At 63.7% G+C, this 18,130-nt stretch carries 21 protein-coding genes; 9 read left to right on the top strand and 12 right to left on the bottom strand.

Features of this window, described 5'->3' with window-relative positions:
* Positions 1 to 22: 22 nt before the first annotated feature.
* A complete protein-coding gene (locus LB553_RS02335) occupies positions 23 to 349 on the bottom strand; it encodes a low affinity iron permease family protein (RefSeq protein WP_224510205.1) in 327 nt (108 codons plus the stop codon).
* A gap of 113 nt (positions 350 to 462) precedes the next feature.
* Here LB553_RS02335 and LB553_RS02330 point away from each other — a divergent pair, with 113 nt between their 5' ends.
* From LB553_RS02330 to LB553_RS02290, 9 genes are all read left to right on the top strand, one after another.
* Complete coding sequence (locus tag LB553_RS02330) at positions 463 to 1,044, top strand: hypothetical protein (protein WP_224510202.1); 582 nt, start codon at positions 463 to 465, stop codon at positions 1,042 to 1,044.
* A 242-nt stretch (positions 1,045 to 1,286) separates the two neighbouring features.
* The gene (locus LB553_RS02325; protein WP_224510199.1) at positions 1,287 to 1,895 is read left to right on the top strand and encodes a hypothetical protein; all 609 of its coding nucleotides are present in this window, start codon (positions 1,287 to 1,289) and stop codon (positions 1,893 to 1,895) included.
* On the top strand, positions 1,892 to 2,284 hold the full coding sequence (locus LB553_RS02320; protein WP_224510196.1) for a phage holin family protein: 393 nt from the start codon (positions 1,892 to 1,894) through the stop codon (positions 2,282 to 2,284). Before LB553_RS02325 ends, LB553_RS02320 begins: the two co-directional genes overlap by 4 nt.
* Entirely contained in the window at positions 2,281 to 3,147 is an 867-nt protein-coding gene (locus LB553_RS02315) for a DUF3618 domain-containing protein (protein WP_224510193.1), read from the top strand. Before LB553_RS02320 ends, LB553_RS02315 begins: the two co-directional genes overlap by 4 nt.
* Positions 3,148 to 3,221: 74 nt before the next feature.
* Positions 3,222 to 3,731: a ferritin-like domain-containing protein gene (locus LB553_RS02310; RefSeq protein WP_224510190.1), complete on the top strand. Its 510-nt coding sequence runs from the start codon at positions 3,222 to 3,224 to the stop codon at positions 3,729 to 3,731.
* A gap of 161 nt (positions 3,732 to 3,892) precedes the next feature.
* On the top strand, positions 3,893 to 5,116 hold the full coding sequence (locus LB553_RS02305; protein ID WP_224510186.1) for an ABC transporter substrate-binding protein: 1,224 nt from the start codon (positions 3,893 to 3,895) through the stop codon (positions 5,114 to 5,116).
* A complete protein-coding gene (locus LB553_RS02300; RefSeq protein ID WP_224510182.1) occupies positions 5,104 to 6,066 on the top strand; it encodes a PQQ-dependent catabolism-associated beta-propeller protein in 963 nt (320 codons plus the stop codon). Before LB553_RS02305 ends, LB553_RS02300 begins: the two co-directional genes overlap by 13 nt.
* Positions 6,063 to 6,788 carry an ATP-binding cassette domain-containing protein gene (locus LB553_RS02295; protein WP_224510179.1) on the top strand — a complete coding sequence of 242 codons (726 nt, stop codon included), beginning with the start codon at positions 6,063 to 6,065 and terminating at the stop codon, positions 6,786 to 6,788. Before LB553_RS02300 ends, LB553_RS02295 begins: the two co-directional genes overlap by 4 nt.
* Positions 6,785 to 7,591 carry an ABC transporter permease gene (locus LB553_RS02290; protein ID WP_224510176.1) on the top strand — a complete coding sequence of 269 codons (807 nt, stop codon included), beginning with the start codon at positions 6,785 to 6,787 and terminating at the stop codon, positions 7,589 to 7,591. The genes LB553_RS02295 and LB553_RS02290 overlap by 4 nt, the downstream gene beginning before the upstream one ends.
* Here the strand turns inward: LB553_RS02290 and LB553_RS02285 are convergent, their stop codons facing one another.
* The 11 genes from LB553_RS02285 to LB553_RS02235 all read right to left on the bottom strand — a co-directional run bounded on the left by LB553_RS02285 (position 7,592) and on the right by LB553_RS02235 (position 17,468).
* Entirely contained in the window at positions 7,592 to 8,008 is a 417-nt protein-coding gene (locus LB553_RS02285; RefSeq protein WP_224510172.1) for a c-type cytochrome, read from the bottom strand. It lies immediately after the preceding gene.
* Positions 7,989 to 8,867: a cytochrome c oxidase assembly protein gene (locus tag LB553_RS02280; protein WP_224510169.1), complete on the bottom strand. Its 879-nt coding sequence runs from the start codon at positions 8,865 to 8,867 to the stop codon at positions 7,989 to 7,991. Before LB553_RS02280 ends, LB553_RS02285 begins: the two co-directional genes overlap by 20 nt.
* Positions 8,864 to 9,205, bottom strand: a complete 342-nt coding sequence (locus LB553_RS02275; RefSeq protein ID WP_224510166.1) for a hypothetical protein — start codon at positions 9,203 to 9,205, stop codon at positions 8,864 to 8,866. The genes LB553_RS02280 and LB553_RS02275 overlap by 4 nt, the downstream gene beginning before the upstream one ends.
* A 1-nt stretch (position 9,206) precedes the next feature.
* Positions 9,207 to 9,812 carry a heme-copper oxidase subunit III gene (locus LB553_RS02270; protein ID WP_224510163.1) on the bottom strand — a complete coding sequence of 202 codons (606 nt, stop codon included), beginning with the start codon at positions 9,810 to 9,812 and terminating at the stop codon, positions 9,207 to 9,209.
* Positions 9,809 to 11,785, bottom strand: a complete 1,977-nt coding sequence (ctaD, locus tag LB553_RS02265) for a cytochrome c oxidase subunit I (RefSeq protein WP_224510160.1) — start codon at positions 11,783 to 11,785, stop codon at positions 9,809 to 9,811. Before ctaD ends, LB553_RS02270 begins: the two co-directional genes overlap by 4 nt.
* Positions 11,782 to 12,795, bottom strand: a complete 1,014-nt coding sequence (gene coxB, locus LB553_RS02260; protein WP_224510157.1) for a cytochrome c oxidase subunit II — start codon at positions 12,793 to 12,795, stop codon at positions 11,782 to 11,784. The genes ctaD and coxB overlap by 4 nt, the downstream gene beginning before the upstream one ends.
* Positions 12,792 to 13,325 (bottom strand): c-type cytochrome, encoded by a 534-nt coding sequence (locus LB553_RS02255; protein WP_224510154.1) that lies wholly within the window; start codon positions 13,323 to 13,325, stop codon positions 12,792 to 12,794. The genes coxB and LB553_RS02255 overlap by 4 nt, the downstream gene beginning before the upstream one ends.
* Positions 13,322 to 14,191 carry a substrate-binding domain-containing protein gene (locus LB553_RS02250; RefSeq protein ID WP_412033168.1) on the bottom strand — a complete coding sequence of 290 codons (870 nt, stop codon included), beginning with the start codon at positions 14,189 to 14,191 and terminating at the stop codon, positions 13,322 to 13,324. Before LB553_RS02250 ends, LB553_RS02255 begins: the two co-directional genes overlap by 4 nt.
* A complete protein-coding gene (locus tag LB553_RS02245; RefSeq protein WP_412033166.1) occupies positions 14,172 to 16,046 on the bottom strand; it encodes a methanol/ethanol family PQQ-dependent dehydrogenase in 1,875 nt (624 codons plus the stop codon). The genes LB553_RS02250 and LB553_RS02245 overlap by 20 nt, the downstream gene beginning before the upstream one ends.
* A complete protein-coding gene (locus LB553_RS02240) occupies positions 16,043 to 16,765 on the bottom strand; it encodes a heme-binding protein (RefSeq protein WP_224510151.1) in 723 nt (240 codons plus the stop codon). The genes LB553_RS02245 and LB553_RS02240 overlap by 4 nt, the downstream gene beginning before the upstream one ends.
* Before the next feature lie 340 nt (positions 16,766 to 17,105).
* Positions 17,106 to 17,468: a helix-turn-helix domain-containing protein gene (locus LB553_RS02235; RefSeq protein ID WP_224510147.1), complete on the bottom strand. Its 363-nt coding sequence runs from the start codon at positions 17,466 to 17,468 to the stop codon at positions 17,106 to 17,108.
* Positions 17,469 to 18,130 lie beyond the last annotated feature (662 nt).

The raw sequence follows: 18,130 nt of genomic DNA, 5'->3' as shown, positions 1-18,130 counted from the left end.
AGCTGTCATGCGGCGTGTCGGCTCAGCTTTGTTCGCCGGAATCTCGCATTTCCTCGATTTCTTCCGGCTCTTTGTCGTCTATTTCGGCGATCTCGTTGTGAGCCTTATCGGTCGCCATGATCAGCTCATCAAGTTTCGCCTGCAGGGCTTGGGTGTCGCGATGCTCGGCCCTTTGGATAAGCAGCGTCATTGCCCAGGTGATCAGCGTCGCGAAGCCGTGCCAGTCAAGCGTTTCCCGCTCGAAGACAAACCAGGAAATAGTGTAGCCGCCCAAAATCAAAAAGGCTGCCGGTCGGGACGTCAACGTGCCGACCTTGGTCAGCGCTTCTCGAAACTGCAATGCTGCCATGGCCTGCGAACGGCTGAGAGCAATCCGGGTTCCCGCCGAGTCGGCTTGGCGGTGGTCCGTCAGCCGTCGCCTTGGAGAGGACAGCGTAAGCGGCAAAGAGAGCCGAGAACTTGATGAGGATGGGCAAGAGGAAGATCCAGAAGCCCACCGTGACGAACTTCGAGGTGGGGCCTTCCTCGCCATGCCCGGCTGCCGAGAGCAGGGCCGTGGCTGCGGCCCAGCCGATACGGATCGCGCGGCGCGCCGCCAGCCGTGATGTCGCTCATGCCGAGCGATCATCCATCGATCCATTCGTCCCTCGCGGTTTCGGCGTTGCGGGAACCTCGGCACCACGGTCCGGTTATCTCGCTGCGAGGAGGTGCTCCATGAACGCGACAAAGGAATTCCTGCGAAGCTGGCTGGCAGAGAATGTCGGCAACTTGCCGACCGACACCGAGATCAGCGTTGCGATGCTGGCGCAGCAATTCGAGCAAGACGCCGATGCCGCCGGCTACGGTCGCGAGGTGCGCGAGCAGGAGGTCGGCAATATCGAGGACGCAATCCAACGCGCTCTCGATAAAACCGCCGCGGGAACCGGAGAGGTGGAATCCAGTCCCGACGAGGAGAATTCACTGGCCCCGGTTGTCGATGCCCTGGAAGCCGCCGAGCCCAAGGCTTCGGGCGACGCAGAGGGCCGCCCGAAGCCGGCTGGTTAGCGGCTCTCCTCCGACGCGGCCCAGGCTGCTTTGCCCAGACGAGGGCCTGCCGCTTTGAGGCCAAAGCCCAGGGCAAATGACGAGTTGCTAAAAAGCTGCTCGTCCAGGGGAACATCGCAGCCGGCAGGAAGTTCGAACTAAATAGAGGAGGCTGCACCATGAACAGTGTCATCTATCTCATAGGTCTGATTGTCGTTGTGCTAGCAGTGCTTTCCTTCCTCGGCTTTCACTAGGAGGGCACCATGCAGCGCGAGACTGATCGGGGCCCCGAGTCCGCCGACTTTGCCAAAGCGAAGGACGAAGTTTCCGACCGAATCCGGCAAGAAACGCAAAGCGCCGGCGAAGCTCTCCACGACGCCCGCAACGAGGTTGCCCGCAGGGCTGGAACTTATGCCGCCGAAGCCCAGCAAGCCGTCTCCGAAAAGGCCGAGCAGACGCAGCGCGATATCGGATCGAGTCTGTCTGCTTTCGGCGGCGCTTTGCGCGCCGCGAGCGATCACTTGGCTAACAGCGACCAGAGTGCGGCCTCGAAGTTCATGCAAGAGGCCGCAAGCGGCCTGGAGCGGCTGTCCTCCTCGTTGAAGGAGAAGCCGTTCGGACAAGTGCTCGAAGACGTTCAGTCTTTTGGCCGCCAGAATCCTGGAGCGCTTCTTGCCGGTTCGGTTCTGGCGGGATTGGCACTTGGCCGCTTCATAAAGGCTTCGCCGCCCGGCTCGCGCCACCCGACGCAGGGTGCCACCACGCCCGAATACCCCGGACAAACGGAAACGAGCGCGCGCCGGGGTAGCGTTCCAGCAAATTGGGGTTCCGACGGCGGCATACCCGGCAAGGCAGCGGAGCTGAAGAAATGAGCACTCAGGATAATCCAAGTCTCGGCACGCTGGTCGCCGATCTGGCGCAAGAGGTGAGCACGCTCGTGCAAACGGAGGCGAGGCTCCTAAGAGCAGAGATATCGGAGAACGCGACCAAGGCTGGCGCAGGCGCCGTCGAGGTGCTGGGCGGCGCGATATGCCTGCTGGCAGCGCTGCTGATTTTATTGCAGGCGCTTGTGATCGCCCTGGCCCGCCTTGGTCTGGGCGCCGGGTGGTCCGCTTTACTCGTCGGCGTGGTCGTTGCCGTGCTGGGCGTGATCCTGTTGCGGACGGGCATGGCGAGCATGGCGCCTTCCGAGCTCGCGCCGGATCGCACACAGGAACAGCTCAAGCGTGACGTGAACGTGATTAAGGAACAAGCGAGATGACCGAGAGATCCGCAGCCGAGCTCGAACGCGAGGCCGAAGCCACGCGCGCGAGGGTGGTGGCGACCGCCGACTCCATTCGCGACAAGATGACCCCCGGGCAGCTCTTCGATGAGTTCACTGGGCTTTTCAAAGGCGGCGCGGGCTCCGACATGCTTCACAACCTCAAGGCCCAGGTACGGGACAATCCGTTGCCGCTGACGGTGATCGGCGCGGGCCTGGCCTGGCTGATGTTGGGCAGCGGCGCTTCCGCCACCCCGGCTGGTACCGATGGCGTGACGCGGCGCGGTCCTGGCCTCGATCATGGAGCGTTCGGCGCTAGGATGGGTTCGACCGCCTCGGATGCGGCAGGTTCTGTCGCCGAAGCGGCGCGCGGGGCGGCCGGAACTGTCTCGGGAGTGGCAAGCGAAGCGGCCGGCACAGTGTCGAACATGGCAAGCAGCGCAGCCGACGCACTGGCGAGTTCGGCGGCAGCTGCGGCCGATATGGCGACGGGCGCCAGCCGATCGGCGCATAGTCTGCTCCAAGAGCAACCTCTCGCCGCGGCCGCCATAGGCCTCGCCATCGGAGCTGCGATCGGCGCCATGCTGCCCCACACTGAAGTCGAGGATGAGCGATTGGGCGCCTATCGCGAGAGGCTTAGGGACAGTGCCCAAGACACTTTGAAAGAAGGCCTCGACGCGGCAACGCAAGTCGCGGCGGAAGCCTACCAGTCGGCAAGCGACGAAGCCGGACGGCAGGCGTCGAGCGAGGGCAGGCTGGCCGACAAGGTCGGCGGGGTCTTCAAAGCCGCGGCCGACAAGGCCGACGAATCGGTGCGCGAGAAACTTTCCGATTCCGACGCGTCCTCGTCCGGGAAATCGTAGCCGCTTTTGCAACACCAAGGAACAATGCGCGCCTCCCTCGGTTCGGGCGGCGTCAGATAGATGGAGACACCGCAATGGCTGAATCGCGCGAATGGCTTGTCCAATGGCTGAGGGACGCTCACGCCATGGAGGAACAGGCAGAGACGATGCTGTCGGGGCAATTGAGCCGGATTGAGAGCTACCCTGAACTCAGCGAGCGAATTCGCACTCATCTGGAAGAAACGAAAGAGCAGGCCAGGCGGCTGAAGACCTGCCTGGACGGCATGGACGAAGGATCGTCCATGCTGAAGGACGCGGGCGGCAAGCTGACCGCCACGGCGCAGTCGATCAGCGGCGTGTTCGCCGGCGACGAGGTCATGAAAGGCTCGCTTGCGAGCTACACGTTCGAACACATGGAAATCGCGTCCTATACGATCCTCATCGCCGCGGCCAATGCCGCGGGCGAGGCAGAGATTGCCCGCGTGTGCGAACAGAACCTGCGTGAGGAGGAAGCCATGGCCGAGTGGCTGAAGAGCAACCTGCCGCAGGTCACGGAACAGTTCCTGACGCGGGCAGACGTAGACAGCGACAGCGCGAAACGCTGACCTGGGATCAGGAACAATGAGTTAGGGCCGCCGTCGGCGCTCCCCCACCGGTCGAAGGCTTGGAGCCGCCCCGTTGTGCGACTGGGGCGGGCTCAGCTCGCTTGAATCCAGGAACATTCCTTCATCCAAAGCATTAGGGTCGCTGCCGTCCTGGAGTGCCCGTGGCGATTTCGAACATTCAGCTTCGCTTGCGCGACCTGAGCCGGATAAGGCTGGCGCTGGCATTGGTCATGCTCCTCCTCGCGGCACCCGTCCCAGGGCTTGCCGAGCCGCATACTATGGTGATCGGCTATCTTGGCCAACAGCGGACTCCGCCTTTGCCGCTGGGACCTCTCGATCAGACGGTCACCGACGATGGCCTCCAAGGTGCCCGGCTGGGCATTGGCGACGACGCGGGCGCTGGCCGCTTTCTCGGCCAGCAATTCCGGTTACAGCAAGTCATCCTCAAGTTCGGCGAGACGCCAGCCGAAGCGATCAAGGAATTCGCGGCCGCCGGCATCAGCTTTGTGGTTGCCGATCTGGATGCGCTCCAATTGCTGCAGGCGAGCGCAGCTCCTGGCGCCGAGCGGATGACGCTGTTCAACAGCCGCGCACCCGATGATCGCCTGCGTCAGGAGGATTGCCGCAGGAACGTGCTGCACACAATTCCGAGCCACGCCATGCTCGCCGACGCCCTGGCGCAATATCTGGTCTGGAAACGCTGGCAGCACTGGTTCCTGCTGGTCGGCCCGCATCCGCAGGATCAGGCGATGGCGGCCGCCTTCCGGCGCGCCGCGACGCGCTTCGGAGCCGAAATCACGGTCGACCAGCCCTGGACGTTCCGGCCCGCCAATGGCCGCGCGGACACGGGGCACGTCACGCTGCAGACCGAGATCCCCGCCGCCACGCAAGTTAGCGACTATGATGTGCTCGTCATTGCCGACGAAGCCGATGAATTCGGCGCCTATCTCGAGGGGCGCACCGCTCTTCCGAGACCGGTGGCCGGGACGCAAGGGCTGGTCGCAACCGGCTGGAGTGCGGTCAACGAGGAGTGGGGCGCTACGCAGCTCCAGGATCGCTTCCACAAGCTGGCTGGGCGCTGGATGCTGCCCAGCGACTACGCCGCCTGGCTTGCCGTCAAAAGCGTTGGCGAGGCGGCAACGCGGCTGCACAGTCTCGATCCAACCGCGATCGGAAACTATCTGCGCAGCGACGATTTCCTTCTCGCCGGCTTCAAGGGACAGGGGCTGAGTTTCCGTCCGTGGGACGGGCAGATGCGCCAGCCCATCCTGATCGCTGGTCCTCGCCTGCTCGTCTCGAGCTCGCCACAGCCGGGCTTCTTGCACCAGCGTTCGACGCTGGACACTCTGGGCATCGATCTGGAGGAGAGCACGTGCAAGTTCTGATCGCGCTCGTCCTTTCGATGTTGATCCTCGCTCGTTCCGCCTCGGCAGAGACGATTTATGTCTCCAACGAGCAGGACAACACCGTCGCGGTCGTCGACGGGGCGACCATGACCCTTCAGGACACGATCGAAGTCGGCCGGCGTCCGCGCGGAATGGCGCTTTCGATCGACAAGAAGACGCTGTTCGTTGCCGAAGGCGACGACAACCGCATCGACATGATCGATCTCGCCAGGCGGCAAGTGGTCGGTCGATTGCCTTCGGGCGCCGACCCGGAATTCTTCGTCGTCCACCCGGATGGCAAACGGCTCTTTGTGGCCAATGAGAACGACAATCTGGTTTCGGTCGTGGATATCGCGGCGGCCAAGGTTATCGGCACCGTCGATGTCGGGGTGGAGCCGGAAGGCATGGCGGTTAGTGCGGACGGACGCACGGTCGCCTGCACCTCCGAGACCACGAGCATGGTCCATCTTATCGATGCCGCCACGCTCGAGCTCATCGACAACCTGCTCATCGACACGCGGCCGCGCGCGGCGGCGTTCTCGCCGGACGGCAAGCAATTGTGGGTGTCGTCCGAAATCCGCGGCACCGCCACGGTGTTCGACGCCGCGACGCGCGCTCAAACGGGCAAGATCGAGTTCGAGGTGCCGGGTATTCGGCGCGAGGGCGTGCAGGCGGTCGGTATCGTGATGTCGCGCGACGGCGCGAACGCCTATGTAGCGCTCGGTCCGGCCAATAGGATTGCCGAGGTCGATACCAAGACCCTCGCGGTCCGGCACCTCTACCTCGTCGGCCAGCGGCCCTGGCATGTCGCGCTCTCGGACGACCAGAAGCGCCTGATCAGCGCCAACGGCAACTCGGGCGATATCTCCTTCATTGACCTGGAGAATCAGGAGGTGGTGAAATCGCTGCCGGTGGGGCGCGGCCCATGGAGCGTCGTGATCGGCCCATGAACGCGCTGTCGGTCGAGGAGCTGGGCCACAGTTTCGGAAACCGGCCGGTTCTCCAGGGGGTCTCGTTCGCTGTGGCTGAAGGGAGGATGTGCGTCCTGCTTGGACGCAACGGGGCCGGCAAGACGACTTTGTTCTCGCTGATCACTGGTCTCTATCACGCGCGGGCAGGATCTGTGCATGTCTTTGGCCAGGCGATGGAGGCGAACCCATCCGCCGCGCTCGCGCAAATGGGCATCGTTTTCCAACTGCCGACGCTCGATCTCGACCTGACGGCGGGGGAGAACCTGCGCTACCACGCGGCCCTGCACGGGATTCCCGCAGACTTGAGCAAGCAGCGCTCCAGGGAGGAACTCAGCCGCCTGGGAGTGCTGGACAGGATCGATCATCTCACCCGCGCGCTGTCCGGCGGTCAGCGCCGACGCGTGGAGATCGCAAGGGCGCTGATGCATGGTCCGCGCCTGCTGCTGCTCGACGAGCCGACCGCCGGGCTCGACGTGCCGGGACGGCGCGCGCTCGAGCGGCATGTGAGAGAGCTTTGCCGCGAGCGCGGCATTGCCGTTTTGTGGGCGACGCATTTCCTCGAAGAAGTGGGAGCCGATGACGACATCGTCGTGCTGGATCAGGGCAGGGTGCGCTGGGCCGGTCGCGCTGATCGCATCTCCACCGAGCTTGGGGTCGAAAGCATCGCGGAGGCATTCGCCTCGCTGACGGGGTCGCCATGAAGACGCATCACGCATTGCGGGCGCTCCACGGCATCTTGCAGCGGGAAATGCTGCGCACGCTGCGGCAGCGCGCGCGCCTGTTCTCCGCGATGGTCCGTCCGCTTGTCTGGCTGGCGATCTTCGCGGCCGGCTTTCGCTCGGTACTCGGCCTGTCGATTACGCCGCCTTACCAGACTTATGTCCTCTACGAGGTCTATGTTGTGCCCGGGCTGGTGGCCATGATGCTGCTGTTTCATGCCATGGCAAGCTCGCTGGCCATGGTCTACGACCGCGAGATGGGCAGCATGCGCCTGCTGCTGACGGCACCTTTGCCGCGCTGGTACCTGCTTGCCGCGCGCCTGCTGGCCAGCGTGATCGTCGGCCTGCCGCTGATCTACCTGTTCCTTTTCGTGGCGCGCTTCTGGGACGTGCGGCCGCCGATCCTGGGCTATGTCGCCGTGTTTCCGGCGCTCGTGCTGTCGGGTCTGATGCTCGGTGCGTTCGGCCTATTGGTGTCCTCGATCTCGACCCAGATGGAGAACTTCGCCGGCGTGATGAACTTCGTCATTTTCCCGATGTTCTTTGCCTCGACGGCGCTCTATCCGATCTGGCGGCTCGCCGAAGCCGGCCCGGTGCTGGCGACGATCGCCGCCTGGAACCCATTCAGCTCGGCGGTCGAACTGATCCGCTTCGCGCTCTACCTGCGGTTCGATGTGGTTTCCATGCTCGTCGTTGTTGCCTGCCTTGGGGCATTCTTCCTGGCGGCGGTGGTCGGCTACGATCCAGGCCGCGGCCTGTGGTCCCGGCGCGGCGGCGAAGGCTGATTATCTGAGGGCATAGAGATAGGCCGCGATATCGCGCGCCTGCTGCTCGGTGATCCTTGTCGACGGCATGGCGGTGTGCGGGTTGATTTCCCTTGCCGACCGGATCCAGCGGATCAGGTTCTCCGGATTGTTTGCCAGAACGCCGCCGATATAGACACGGCCGGCTAGGCTGCCGTCGAGGCGCGGCCCGACCTGGCCTTGCGCTCCCGGCACGCCGGGAATCGTATGGCAGCCGGAACAGCCATTCGCGGTCATGATCGGAATGGCGCGTGCGCCCACGCCGCCGGTCGCCACATCCGACTCGTGCCGGACGCGCTCGCGCCGGTCGGTCCATAAGGCCGCTGCGCCGACTGCCGCGGCCAGCAGGAGGATCGCGGCAAGGGCGCCGCCGATCAGCCTAGCCAGGTCGGAGCGCATGCGTTGCCTCCCTGGTTCCGCTGTTGCTTATCCAAAGGCCGGCGAGCAGCAAGGCCGCTCCGCCATAGATCAAGCCGGCCGGAACCCACATTACTAGCCCGGCGAGCTGCTGGTCCTCGATCGGGCTCAGGCCCCAGAGCGCCGCGCCGGAGGCATTCGCCGGATACCAGAGTTTTGGCGATAACAGCAGCAGGACGCCGAGCAGGCCGGTATGCAGCGAGGTGAAGAAAAGATGCATGACGGAGCTGCCATAGGTTTGCCGTCGGCCAGAGCGTGGCAGAAGCGCCCACCAGAACAGCAAGGCAGTGCCGAGGAAACTCGCATGCTGCGCGTAGTGCAACACCCCCTGCTGCAGCGCTGCCTCGAACAGCGCCGGAACGTGCCAGGTCCAGATTGCTATCCCATGAAGGACCGTCGCGCTGAGCGGGCGCGCGGCGAGGGCCCAGAGCGCCTGCAGCACATTGCCATGGGTGAGCTTTCCCGTCCCTCGGCGAAGTGTGGCCGGCAACGCCCACATCAAGGCCGCGCCGGGGCAGGCGGCGACAAGAAGCGGCGCCGCTACGGCCATCAGCAACTCGTGCTCGATCATATGGGCTGAGAACACCCGCTCGCCGAGCGCATGGATCGGGCTGACCAGCGCTCCCGTCAAAACTCCCCAGCCGGCGGCGAACAATAGAGCTTGGCGTAGCCGCTCGGGTCGGCCGCGGCCGCTGCGACGCCATAGCCGGCTTGCGCCGAGCGCATAAATAAGCGCGAGCATTGCCAAGGGAAGCGTGATGGGAAACGCCAACGTCCATCCGGCCTCGGGTGCGCCGGCGCCATAGCAGATCGAGGTCGAAAAGAAGGCCTCGAGGCTCATCGCAGGCACTCGTCGAGAATAAGCGCCGCGCTACCCTGCATGAGGATGACGAGGGCGAACAGCAGTGCCGCGAGCATGCCGAGATCGGCGACGAAACGCTCGGTACTGCGCGTGCGCTCCGGCTTGAAGGCGGCGCCGCCTTGCCGCTTCGCCCGCCATGACAGCGCGCCGCCGAGCAGCGAAAACAGCGCGAGCAACAGCGCCAACGGGAGCACGACCTGCACCTGGCGATTGCACTGCCAGTGCACGAGTGCGTAGTTCAGCTGCGTCGAGATTGCCCAGGCCAAGGGCCCCGACAACAAACCTCCCCAGGACGTGCCCAGTCGCAGCGCGCGCATCTCAGCCCCACCTTGGTAGCCAGTAGATGAGCAGGTAGATTGGGATCCAGGTGAGGACCACGAAATCCCAGTAGAAGACATTGTCGCCGACGTCGCCGAAGCGCCGGCCGCTGTAGCCATGGTGCGTGAACATCAGCACCGTCAGAACGATTGTGTCGCCGACATCGGTGATGAGATGCGTCGTGTGAAGACCGAGCAGCACCCACAGCATCGAGCCGTAGGCGTTCGTGTCCCAATAGATGTTCAGCGCCGGAAACTCGAACCAGCGCACGACGAGCGGCGCGATGCCGAGCAGCGACATCACCACCATGCCGATCCGCACCGGTCCTATAGCGCACTGCTTCGCGTAGCCGTTCAGTATGTGGTTGGGAACCAGGCTGGCGATGAGAAGCAGCGTCACGATCGTTCCGGGCCAATGGTTGGGCTGCGGAGCGCTTAGCCGCCAGTTGGGCCACAAGGTCGCGAGATAGAGATAGGCGCCGGCGGCCAGCGCAAAGCCGGTGCCCTCCAACGCCATGAAGCCAAGCGTACCCCACCAGGTCGGGCTGCGCGGGCCATGTCCAAAGGTCGGGAGGCCGGAAAGATCCATCGCGGGGCGCTGGTTCATTCCTCGTCCTCCGGATCGCCCTTGGGCCAGAACCATCCGATCAAGGTGATGGCGATCGGCGCGGCGCCCCACACGATCGCCCAGGGCGTGAAGATCGAGTAGAGGAAAGTGCCGCCGACGGCGATCGCCGCCAGCAGCGGCCAGATCGACGGCGTCGCCGATTTCTCGCGGATGTCGGGATGGGCTTCCGCCACCGTCGAGACGACCAACTCGCGCACGTCGACGCGAAGCCCGGTCGCGACGGGGAGCGCCTCGCGTTCGGCCCAGAGCGGCTCGACATTCGTCACGATCGGAATGCGCGCGAAATTGTAGCTGGGCGGCGGCGAAGACGTCGCCCATTCAAGCGTGCCGGCGTCCCAGAGATTGTCGCCGGCAGGCGCACCCCTCAATGCGCTGTGGACGAGGTTGAAGGCAAACAGCACGAAGCTCAGGAAGAAGAGCACCGCGCCGGCGCTGATGAAGAAATTGATGTTCCCCCAGCCGAGCTCGGCCGGATAGGTGTAGACCCTGCGCGGCATGCCCCACAGGCCGACGATGTGCATGGGGAAGAAAGCCGCGTTGAAGCCGACCATCGCCAGCCAAAAGTGCCAACGCCCGAGGCGCTCGCTCATCATGCGGCCGGTGATTTTGGGAAACCAGAAATAGGCAGCTCCGAGCAGCGGAAAGACCGAGCCGCCGATCAGAACGTAATGGAAGTGAGCGACGACGAAATAGGTGTCGTGCACCTGCAGGTCGAGCGGCACGGAGGCAAGCATGACGCCAGTCAGGCCGCCGATGACGAAGATGAAGAAGAAGCCGAAGACGAACAGCAGCGGCGTGCGGATCACCGGTCTGCTGTCCCAGAGAGTCGCCAGCCAGCAGAAGATCTGAACGCCGTTGGGGATTGCGATCATCATGCTCGAGGCGGTGAAGAAGCTGGCCCCCAGTTTCGGCAGCCCGGTCGCGAACATGTGGTGGACCCAGAGGCCGAACGACAGGAAACCGACGGCGATCAACGACAGGACCAAGCCGAGATGGCCGAACATCGGGCGCCGGGCGAAGGCCGGGATGATGGCGGAGACCATGCCGGTCGCGGGCAGGAAAATGATGTAGACTTCGGGATGACCGAAGAACCAGAAGAGATGCTGGAACAGCAGCGCGTCACCGCCTTCCGCCGGGTTGAAGATATGCGTGCCGACCAGCCGGTCGAGAATCAGGAAGGTCGAGGTGACCATTACCGCCGGCATGGCGAAGACGACGACGAAGGACGTGACCAGCAATGCCCAGACGTAGAGCGGGATCTTGTCGAGCGACATACCGGGTGCCCGGTGCTTGAACACGGTGACGATTGTCGCGACGGCGACCGCCAGGGATGACACCTCTGTATAGGTGATCATCTGCGCCCAGACGTCGGCGCGCTTGCCTGGAGCGTATTCCGGCCCGGACAGCGGCACATAGGCGAACCAGCCGACATCCGGCGCCATCGACAGGGCGAAGGACACCCAGGCGAAGAGGCCTCCTGAGACATAGACCCAATAGCTGAAGGCATTGAGGCGCGGGAAGGCGATGTTGCGGGTGCCGACCATTAACGGCACCAGATAGATTCCTGTCGCCTGGACGATGGGCACAGCGAACAGGAACATCATGGTGACGCCATGCATCGTAAACAGCTGGTTGTAGAGATCTGGCCCGATCAGGCCGCGCCGCGGACCCGAGAGTTGGATGCGCATGACAACGGCGTTGAGGCCGCCCAAACACAGAAACAGGAAGGCGGTGATCAGGTATCGGCGGGCGATGACCTTATGGTCGACGCTCGATAGCGCGCCGATGATACCGGGAGGCGTGCGCCACGTCCGCGCCAGCCACCGATGCAGGCTGGCATCGTCCAAGCCGGTGTCGCGCGGTCCGTCACGTTCGGGGGCGACATCGCCTTTGGCGGACGCTTCGCTTTCGGGAGGCAGATCGCGTTCGCTGGTGATATCGGCGCTGCTCATTTCAGCCCCTCAAGATAAGCGACGATGGCGTTGAGCTCGTCGCCGTTGAGATCGACCACCGGCATATGCGATCCAGGCTTCACGCCCTGCGGATCGGCTATCCAGGCGGCGAGATTGCCGCGGCTCATCGTCAATGTTCCGGCCGCAAGCGTCTGCCGGCTGGCTATATGGGTGAGATCGGGCGCGACCGTTCCGCCTGCGGGGGTGCCGCCGATCTTGTGACACATCACGCAGGGGCGTTTGAGGAAGAGGTTCTCGCCGGTCTTGGCCTCGTCGCTCATTGGCGCGGCGGCCGGCTCCAACTGATCGTTCCACCAGGCGTCGAACTTTTCGCGCGGTTCCGCGATGATGAAGGTGCCCATGTTGGCGTGCTGCGCGCCGCAGAACTCGGCGCACTGGCCCCGGTAGACGCCGGGCTTGTCCGCTTTGATGTCGAGCACGTTCATGCGGCCGGGAATGAGGTCGAGCTTGCCGGAAAGGCTTGGGACCCAAAAGGAATGGATCACGTCGGTCGAAGTGAGAAGAAGCCGCACCGGCTCACCGGCGGGAATATGGATCTCGTTCGCCGTGGTGAGGATGTGGCTCGGTGTGGCATCCTCGTAGCGCACCTCCCACCACCATTGATGACCTGTGACGCGAATGGTCAACGCGGCATCCGAGCCGATCGCCGCAAGCGTCCTGTTGGCAAAGAAGCTGAGCAGCGTGAGCCCGACCAGGATCACGGCGGTCAGCCCGACCGCGGTCAACACCACACGCAGCTTGCGATTGTCGGCATCGGCGTCGACTACAAGCGGCTCGGCGCGCTCTCGTGGCCGCATCATCAATGGCAAGGCAAGGGCGATCATCACCAGCACCCACACCGCCGCGCACAGGCCGGTGAAGAACCAGATCAGCCATGCGAGCTCGCTTGCCGCGGGACCTTTCGGGTCGAGCGCCGATTGCCAGCCGGCGCATCCCTGAAGAAACAGGGCGATTGCCGTGACGAACGCAATCGAGGCGAAGCGCTTCACGGCGACTTCCCCAGCGTGGCGGCATTCGGCATACGGTTTTCCGATGGGTGCGCCATCATGTCGTCATTGCGCGACGGCGCGGCGGAGGAAGGCGCTTTGCCGCTCAACGAGCGAACGAAGGCCGCAAGCTCCCAGATCTGGTCGTCCGGGATCTTGTCGCGGAAGCTGGGCATGCCGTTCGGCCGCCCGTCACGGATGGTGGCGTGAATGCTTTCCATCGAGCTGCCATAGATCCATTTCTCGTCCATCAGCGCCGGGCCCATGCCGCCGCCGCCATTGGCATGGCATCCTGAACAGTTGAACCAACCGAACAGGCGCTTGCCTTCGCTCAGATGAAAGGCATTGGCCTCGAAGCTCGCCGCTTTGTTGTCTGTGGGAGAGGGCCGCTGCCCGCCGGGTACCAGAGTTGTCACCGGCGTCGGCTGCTCGCCCGAGCCGAGGGCCGATTGCGGGCGCGTGTCCCGCTCCTCGCGCTGGCAGGCGACGAGCATCAGCACCACGGGAAAGAGCACAGCGACAGCGCACCTCATCGCACCGTGCTCCCCGAGGCATCGAGGCGCGGTACGCCATACTGCGCCAGCAATGCGTCGATCTCCGCCTTGTGCTTGGCCAAGGCATTGTTCACGTCGCCGCGCAACGCGTCGTCCTCGCGCCGCACGCCCATCGAAATATCGTAGATCATGGGTAATTGCGGTCCGTCGATGCGAGGCGCAACCGGCGTGATCCGCAGCGGGACCTTCTGCTTCTGGGCAAAATAGCCGGCAAGCGGGCCCCATACCACGGCTAGGTCGATCTCGCCGCTCGCCACCGCCTCGACGATGCGGGCCGGCGGATTGGGGGCGGAGTAATCGCCATAGACCGGATAGCCGACGAGGTGTCCGACTATGCCACGACGACCGAGAGCCTGGACCGGAGGCGAGTTGGCGCCGTCGTCGCCGATGAGTTGAACGCCGATGCGCATGTCGCGCAGCCGCGGGTCGTTAAAGGAGGCGACGTCGGGGTCGTTCTGGCGGGTCACGAAGACATAGGACGAGCGGTAGTAAGGCCTCGTGGTGCGCAGCATTTCGAGATTGGCCGGCGTGCCGGGCACGAGGTCGCAGAGATCCGCTTTCAGCGTGTTGCGCACGAAGCCGCGGCGCTGCGCCCACCAGGTGTAGGTCAGCTTCGCGCCGAGATCGGCGGCGATGATTTCGGCGATCCTGTTCTCGAATCCCTGTCCGGCTGCATTGGAAAAGGGCAGATTGTTCGGGTCGGCGCAGACCCTGAGTTCACGAGCGCCGGCCGCCGCCGGAAAGAGCAGCAAGGTGAGCGCGGTGATGCCGAGCGCTAACGGCGGGAAAGCCTTTCGCGCCACGTTGTGGATCACGCCGAATACATCAGGGCAGACGGAACACATAGAGCGTGCCTCCCGCCGTGGTTGCGTTCTTCAGGTCCTTCATCGCATTGACGAAACCGAGCGCGGCGGTGGCGTCGCGCGGGTCGAGGTCGCCCGACACGATGGCGCCAGCCCAGCCGCCGACGCCGGACAATACAGCGACATATTGGTGGCCGTCCGGGCCGCGATAGGTGATGGGCTGGCCGATAATGCCGGACGAGGTCTTGAACTGCCAGAGCAGGTCGCCGGTCTTGGCGCTCACCGCCTTGAACCAGCCGTCCATCGTTCCGTAGAAGACCACGTCGCCGGCGGTGACGACAGCGCCGCTCCACACCGGGAAATTCTCCTTGAGGCTCCAGGCGGGTTTTTCGGCCGCGATATCCCACGCCGTGAAGGCGCCGCGATTGCCGCCCGGCCCCGGGATCATGCGGACGTTCATTCCGACATAGGGCGTGCCGGCGATGTAGTTCACCTCGACGCCTTCTTCGTCCATGCACAGATTGTTGTGCGGGATGTAGACTAGGCCGGTCTTCGGAGAAAAGGCGGAAGGCTGCCAGTCCTTGAGGCCCGACGCGGTCGGGCAGATGTCGCGGACGACCTTGCCGGTGCCCGTCACCTTGTCCGGGTTTTCCATCAACCTGCCGGTCTTGAGGTCCACGCCCTTGCTGGAGTTGACGGGGCCATAAGGTTTTGCAGACAGGACCTCGCCGGTGGTTCGATCAAGGACGTAGAGATAGCCGTTGCGTTCCGGCCGGACCAGCACCTTGCGCGGCTTGCCCTGCCAGTTCATGTCGAGCAGGATTTGCTCATTGATGCCGTCATAATCGTGCAGATCGTGCGGGGTCCACTGATAGAACCATTTCGCCGCTCCGGTATCGGGATCGCGGGCGAAAATGCCCGATGTCCACTTGTTGTCGCCGGGCCGCAGATCGGGATTCCAGGGGCCGGGATTGCCGGTGCCGTGGAAGATAAGGTTGAGATCCGGATCGTAGGAAATCCAGCCCCACACATTGCCGCCGCCGATCTTCCAGGCTTCAGGCGGCCATGTCGTGACGCCGAGATCCTTGCCCTTGTCCATGTCGTAATGCGGCTTGAAGTCCGGGCCGATCAGCACGTCCTTGTCGGGGCCCGTGTTGTAAGCCGTCCAGGCGACATGGCCGTCGCCGGCGTCGAGCGCCTTGACCCAGCCGCGCACGCCCATCTCGCCACCGGAATTGCCGACCAGCACTTTGCCTTTCACCACAAGCGGCGCCATGGTGATGGTTTCGCCGATATTGATGTTGCCTACATGGGCGTTCCAGACCGGCTGGCCGGTGTTCGCATCGAGCGCGATGGTATGGCCGTCGAGCGTGTTGAAGAATATGCGTCCATTCGCGAAGGCAGCGCCGCGGTTGACGACATCGCAGCAGGCAACCCCTTGCGCGGCAGGCTCAGGATTGGGCTCGTATTTCCATTTTATCGGCGCGCCAGACTTGGAAAGGTCGAGCGCGTAGACGATGTTGGGAAACGGGCTCACGATGTACATCGTGCTGCCGACCACCAGCGGCGCCGCTTCCTGGCCCTTGTTCACCCCGGTGGAAAAGGTGAAGGCGACCTGCAGATTCTTGACGTTGCCTTCATTGATCTCGGCGAGCTCGCTATAGCGGGTCGAGGCGTAGTTCTTGGCGGGCATCGTCCATTGCCCGTCATCGGGCGGTGCGGCCGCGGCAGGCGGTGAGATCGCGGGTGCCGGCGACGGTTCCGAAGCGGCTGTCAGCAGGGGGGCGCAGACCAACAGCATCGCTGCAAGGCCGGGTGAATATCTTCGGAGTGCCGACGAGCGTTTGGTCATCGGGGCGTCCCCGCAGGATCGTGCCGGTTGCGCTGCTTGCTTCATTTCGGCGTCGAACCTCCGACGCCGGAACCGATTTCCGCCGCTATATCGGCCTCGTGCCCGGCACAAAGCGGGTGGCCCCAGCCCGAGGCGCTTTTCCCGCCGGGATCGAGATCGTAGATGATGGCATCCTTGCGGTTGGGATTGACGCCCGCCGGAACCTTATCGAGCCCCAGGGCGGCGCGAACGCGCCAGGCGACGTTGTGGTCAGCGCAGGACGAATCGCCGCTGATCCCTAGGCCACCGACGATCGCCTTGCCGTCGTAGAGAGCCAGGCCCCCGCCGAACACGACGACGCCTCCGATCGGCTTGCCGATCAGCGGATCGTTGGCGCTGCCGAACGTCTTGGGGTCGCCTGCGTAAGCCGTTGCCTGGTTGACGGGATTGGTGGTCTGCAGACCGAACAGCGGCCCGCCCGGCTGCACCCCGGCATAGAGATTGGCTGTTGAAAGGGCCATGTTCGCCAGGCTGAGCCCGTTGGCCGTGTTGGCCTTCTCGGCCGCGATCAGCCGGCTGCCCGGCCACTGCGCATCGGCCGCGGGTCCACTGAAGGCAACGGCGCAGACGGTGCCGTCGCGGGCAACGATTGCCGCCCATTCGTTGGTGTCGAAGCCGCCATTCGCCGGGCCGCCGCTCGCCTTCACGTTGGCCTTCAAGGCCGAAAGCAGCTTGTCGTGATCGGCAGGGCAGGGCGCCTGCGCGTGAGCGGCGTTTTGCTGCATCGAGCCAAACGCCAAGACCAGAAGGCCCAAAGCTAGCAACGAAAACCGACGATGAGCCATGATCCGGAACATTTGTTGAATGTTACCGAACTGACAACCGGCTGCTTTGTTCCTCCTTCATGAAGAGGTTTGTAGCCGACCAAGTCCGCTGGCCTGTAAGGACGCCGCGGCAGCGGAACCAGTTTGGATCACCGGCCGCACCAAATGCGTCCGCGACAGGTCGGATCATGGCGTTGGCAAGCTCGGCTGTTTTGCGGCTGCGGCAGGCTTGCAAAGCTATCTCGACCTGTCTGAGAGGCGATTTCCCCGAACCGCTCGCCCCGATCGGGATGAAGAGCGGCTACATTTCGCTGTTGCCGACTATCCCGGCCCCGCCATCACTACGATTGGTGACCGGAACACGAGCCGGTATTTGCAACCGGAGGACAGGTTTGCCCGAGCTGTCCTGGCCGAAAAACACGATACCGGCGGCCCGGAATGCCTGGCGCACGGCAAGCAGCTTTTCTGGCGAGGGGAGACGGCCACCACGCTCAAATTCGCGAATATCCGCCTCGCTCAAATCGCACTTGGCCCCGAGGCTGACCCGAGACCAGTTCAACAGGGCCCGAGCCGCCGTCACCTGCTCTGGCGTTAGAGGAGCCACCAAACATCTCCACTGCTTTTTGATCCTGCCATGAATTGAAAACTCAAGAACATGTTCCATTGCTGGCAAAAATCGGGAACGTCATGATGCGCTCGGACCGTTGCCCCCTTGGAACAACGATGTCGGCGCATCGTTTGGTGGCAATGCAACAGCTTCGCTCAGATTTCGCGGCAATAGCGCAACCGGGCTATTGGATCGCCCTCGGACTCCTCGTCATCCCTTATGGAGTGGGCGTATTTTTCCTTGTTAGGATTTGCCACTGTATGTAATTGCGTGTGTGGTGCGGTCCAGGGGACGCATTGGTAGCTTTCATGGCTAAATCGCCATTCAAAAGGTAGGGCCGAGCCACACGTAGCCATCCTGGAGAGCTTCTGATATTCGCCCGCGATAAATCAAGAACTTCGACGCCCCCTCCGGGCCCATGACCTTTAAATTCATTGATGAAAATTGCCCTCGGCCCAAAACGTTTTGGGCCCATTATGGGCCCAAGGGTGCGGAGTCGGCGCTGATTTGCTCCGGTTCCGTTGATCAATTGACGTCTCGCAGGATTGCTCGTTGCTTCATGACATCGTGCTTAGCCTCGCGTTCGTTGATGGCACGAGCATGACCTTGCCCCCAGTTTCTATCCAGTTTTGAGTTCGTTTCCGGCGTGGGCTGTGCCCTGCTGGGCGGGTGAAAGCCAGCATGGGCGTGGCGAGCTACCCCAAGGACGGGCTGATGCC

Source organism: Mesorhizobium sp. CA8 (assembly GCF_020164955.1).
GTDB lineage: Bacteria > Pseudomonadota > Alphaproteobacteria > Rhizobiales > Rhizobiaceae > Mesorhizobium.
Note: the sequence above shows the minus strand (reverse complement) of the source record. Positions and strands in the feature narration are given on the sequence as shown.

Coding starts and splice junctions, on each gene's coding strand:
- LB553_RS02335 (WP_224510205.1), bottom strand. CDS start 349: ATGGCAGCATTGCAGTTTCGAGAAGCGCTGACCAAGGTCGGCACGTTG.
- LB553_RS02330 (WP_224510202.1), top strand. CDS start 463: ATGAGGATGGGCAAGAGGAAGATCCAGAAGCCCACCGTGACGAACTTC.
- LB553_RS02325 (WP_224510199.1), top strand. CDS start 1,287: ATGCAGCGCGAGACTGATCGGGGCCCCGAGTCCGCCGACTTTGCCAAA.
- LB553_RS02320 (WP_224510196.1), top strand. CDS start 1,892: ATGAGCACTCAGGATAATCCAAGTCTCGGCACGCTGGTCGCCGATCTG.
- LB553_RS02315 (WP_224510193.1), top strand. CDS start 2,281: ATGACCGAGAGATCCGCAGCCGAGCTCGAACGCGAGGCCGAAGCCACG.
- LB553_RS02310 (WP_224510190.1), top strand. CDS start 3,222: ATGGCTGAATCGCGCGAATGGCTTGTCCAATGGCTGAGGGACGCTCAC.
- LB553_RS02295 (WP_224510179.1), top strand. CDS start 6,063: ATGAACGCGCTGTCGGTCGAGGAGCTGGGCCACAGTTTCGGAAACCGG.
- LB553_RS02290 (WP_224510176.1), top strand. CDS start 6,785: ATGAAGACGCATCACGCATTGCGGGCGCTCCACGGCATCTTGCAGCGG.
- LB553_RS02285 (WP_224510172.1), bottom strand. CDS start 8,008: ATGCGCTCCGACCTGGCTAGGCTGATCGGCGGCGCCCTTGCCGCGATC.
- LB553_RS02280 (WP_224510169.1), bottom strand. CDS start 8,867: ATGAGCCTCGAGGCCTTCTTTTCGACCTCGATCTGCTATGGCGCCGGC.
- LB553_RS02275 (WP_224510166.1), bottom strand. CDS start 9,205: ATGCGCGCGCTGCGACTGGGCACGTCCTGGGGAGGTTTGTTGTCGGGG.
- LB553_RS02270 (WP_224510163.1), bottom strand. CDS start 9,812: ATGAACCAGCGCCCCGCGATGGATCTTTCCGGCCTCCCGACCTTTGGA.
- ctaD (WP_224510160.1), bottom strand. CDS start 11,785: ATGAGCAGCGCCGATATCACCAGCGAACGCGATCTGCCTCCCGAAAGC.
- LB553_RS02255 (WP_224510154.1), bottom strand. CDS start 13,325: ATGAGGTGCGCTGTCGCTGTGCTCTTTCCCGTGGTGCTGATGCTCGTC.
- LB553_RS02250 (WP_412033168.1), bottom strand. CDS start 14,191: ATGTGTTCCGTCTGCCCTGATGTATTCGGCGTGATCCACAACGTGGCG.
- LB553_RS02245 (WP_412033166.1), bottom strand. CDS start 16,046: ATGAAGCAAGCAGCGCAACCGGCACGATCCTGCGGGGACGCCCCGATG.
- LB553_RS02240 (WP_224510151.1), bottom strand. CDS start 16,765: ATGCAGCAAAACGCCGCTCACGCGCAGGCGCCCTGCCCTGCCGATCAC.
- LB553_RS02235 (WP_224510147.1), bottom strand. CDS start 17,468: ATGGAACATGTTCTTGAGTTTTCAATTCATGGCAGGATCAAAAAGCAG.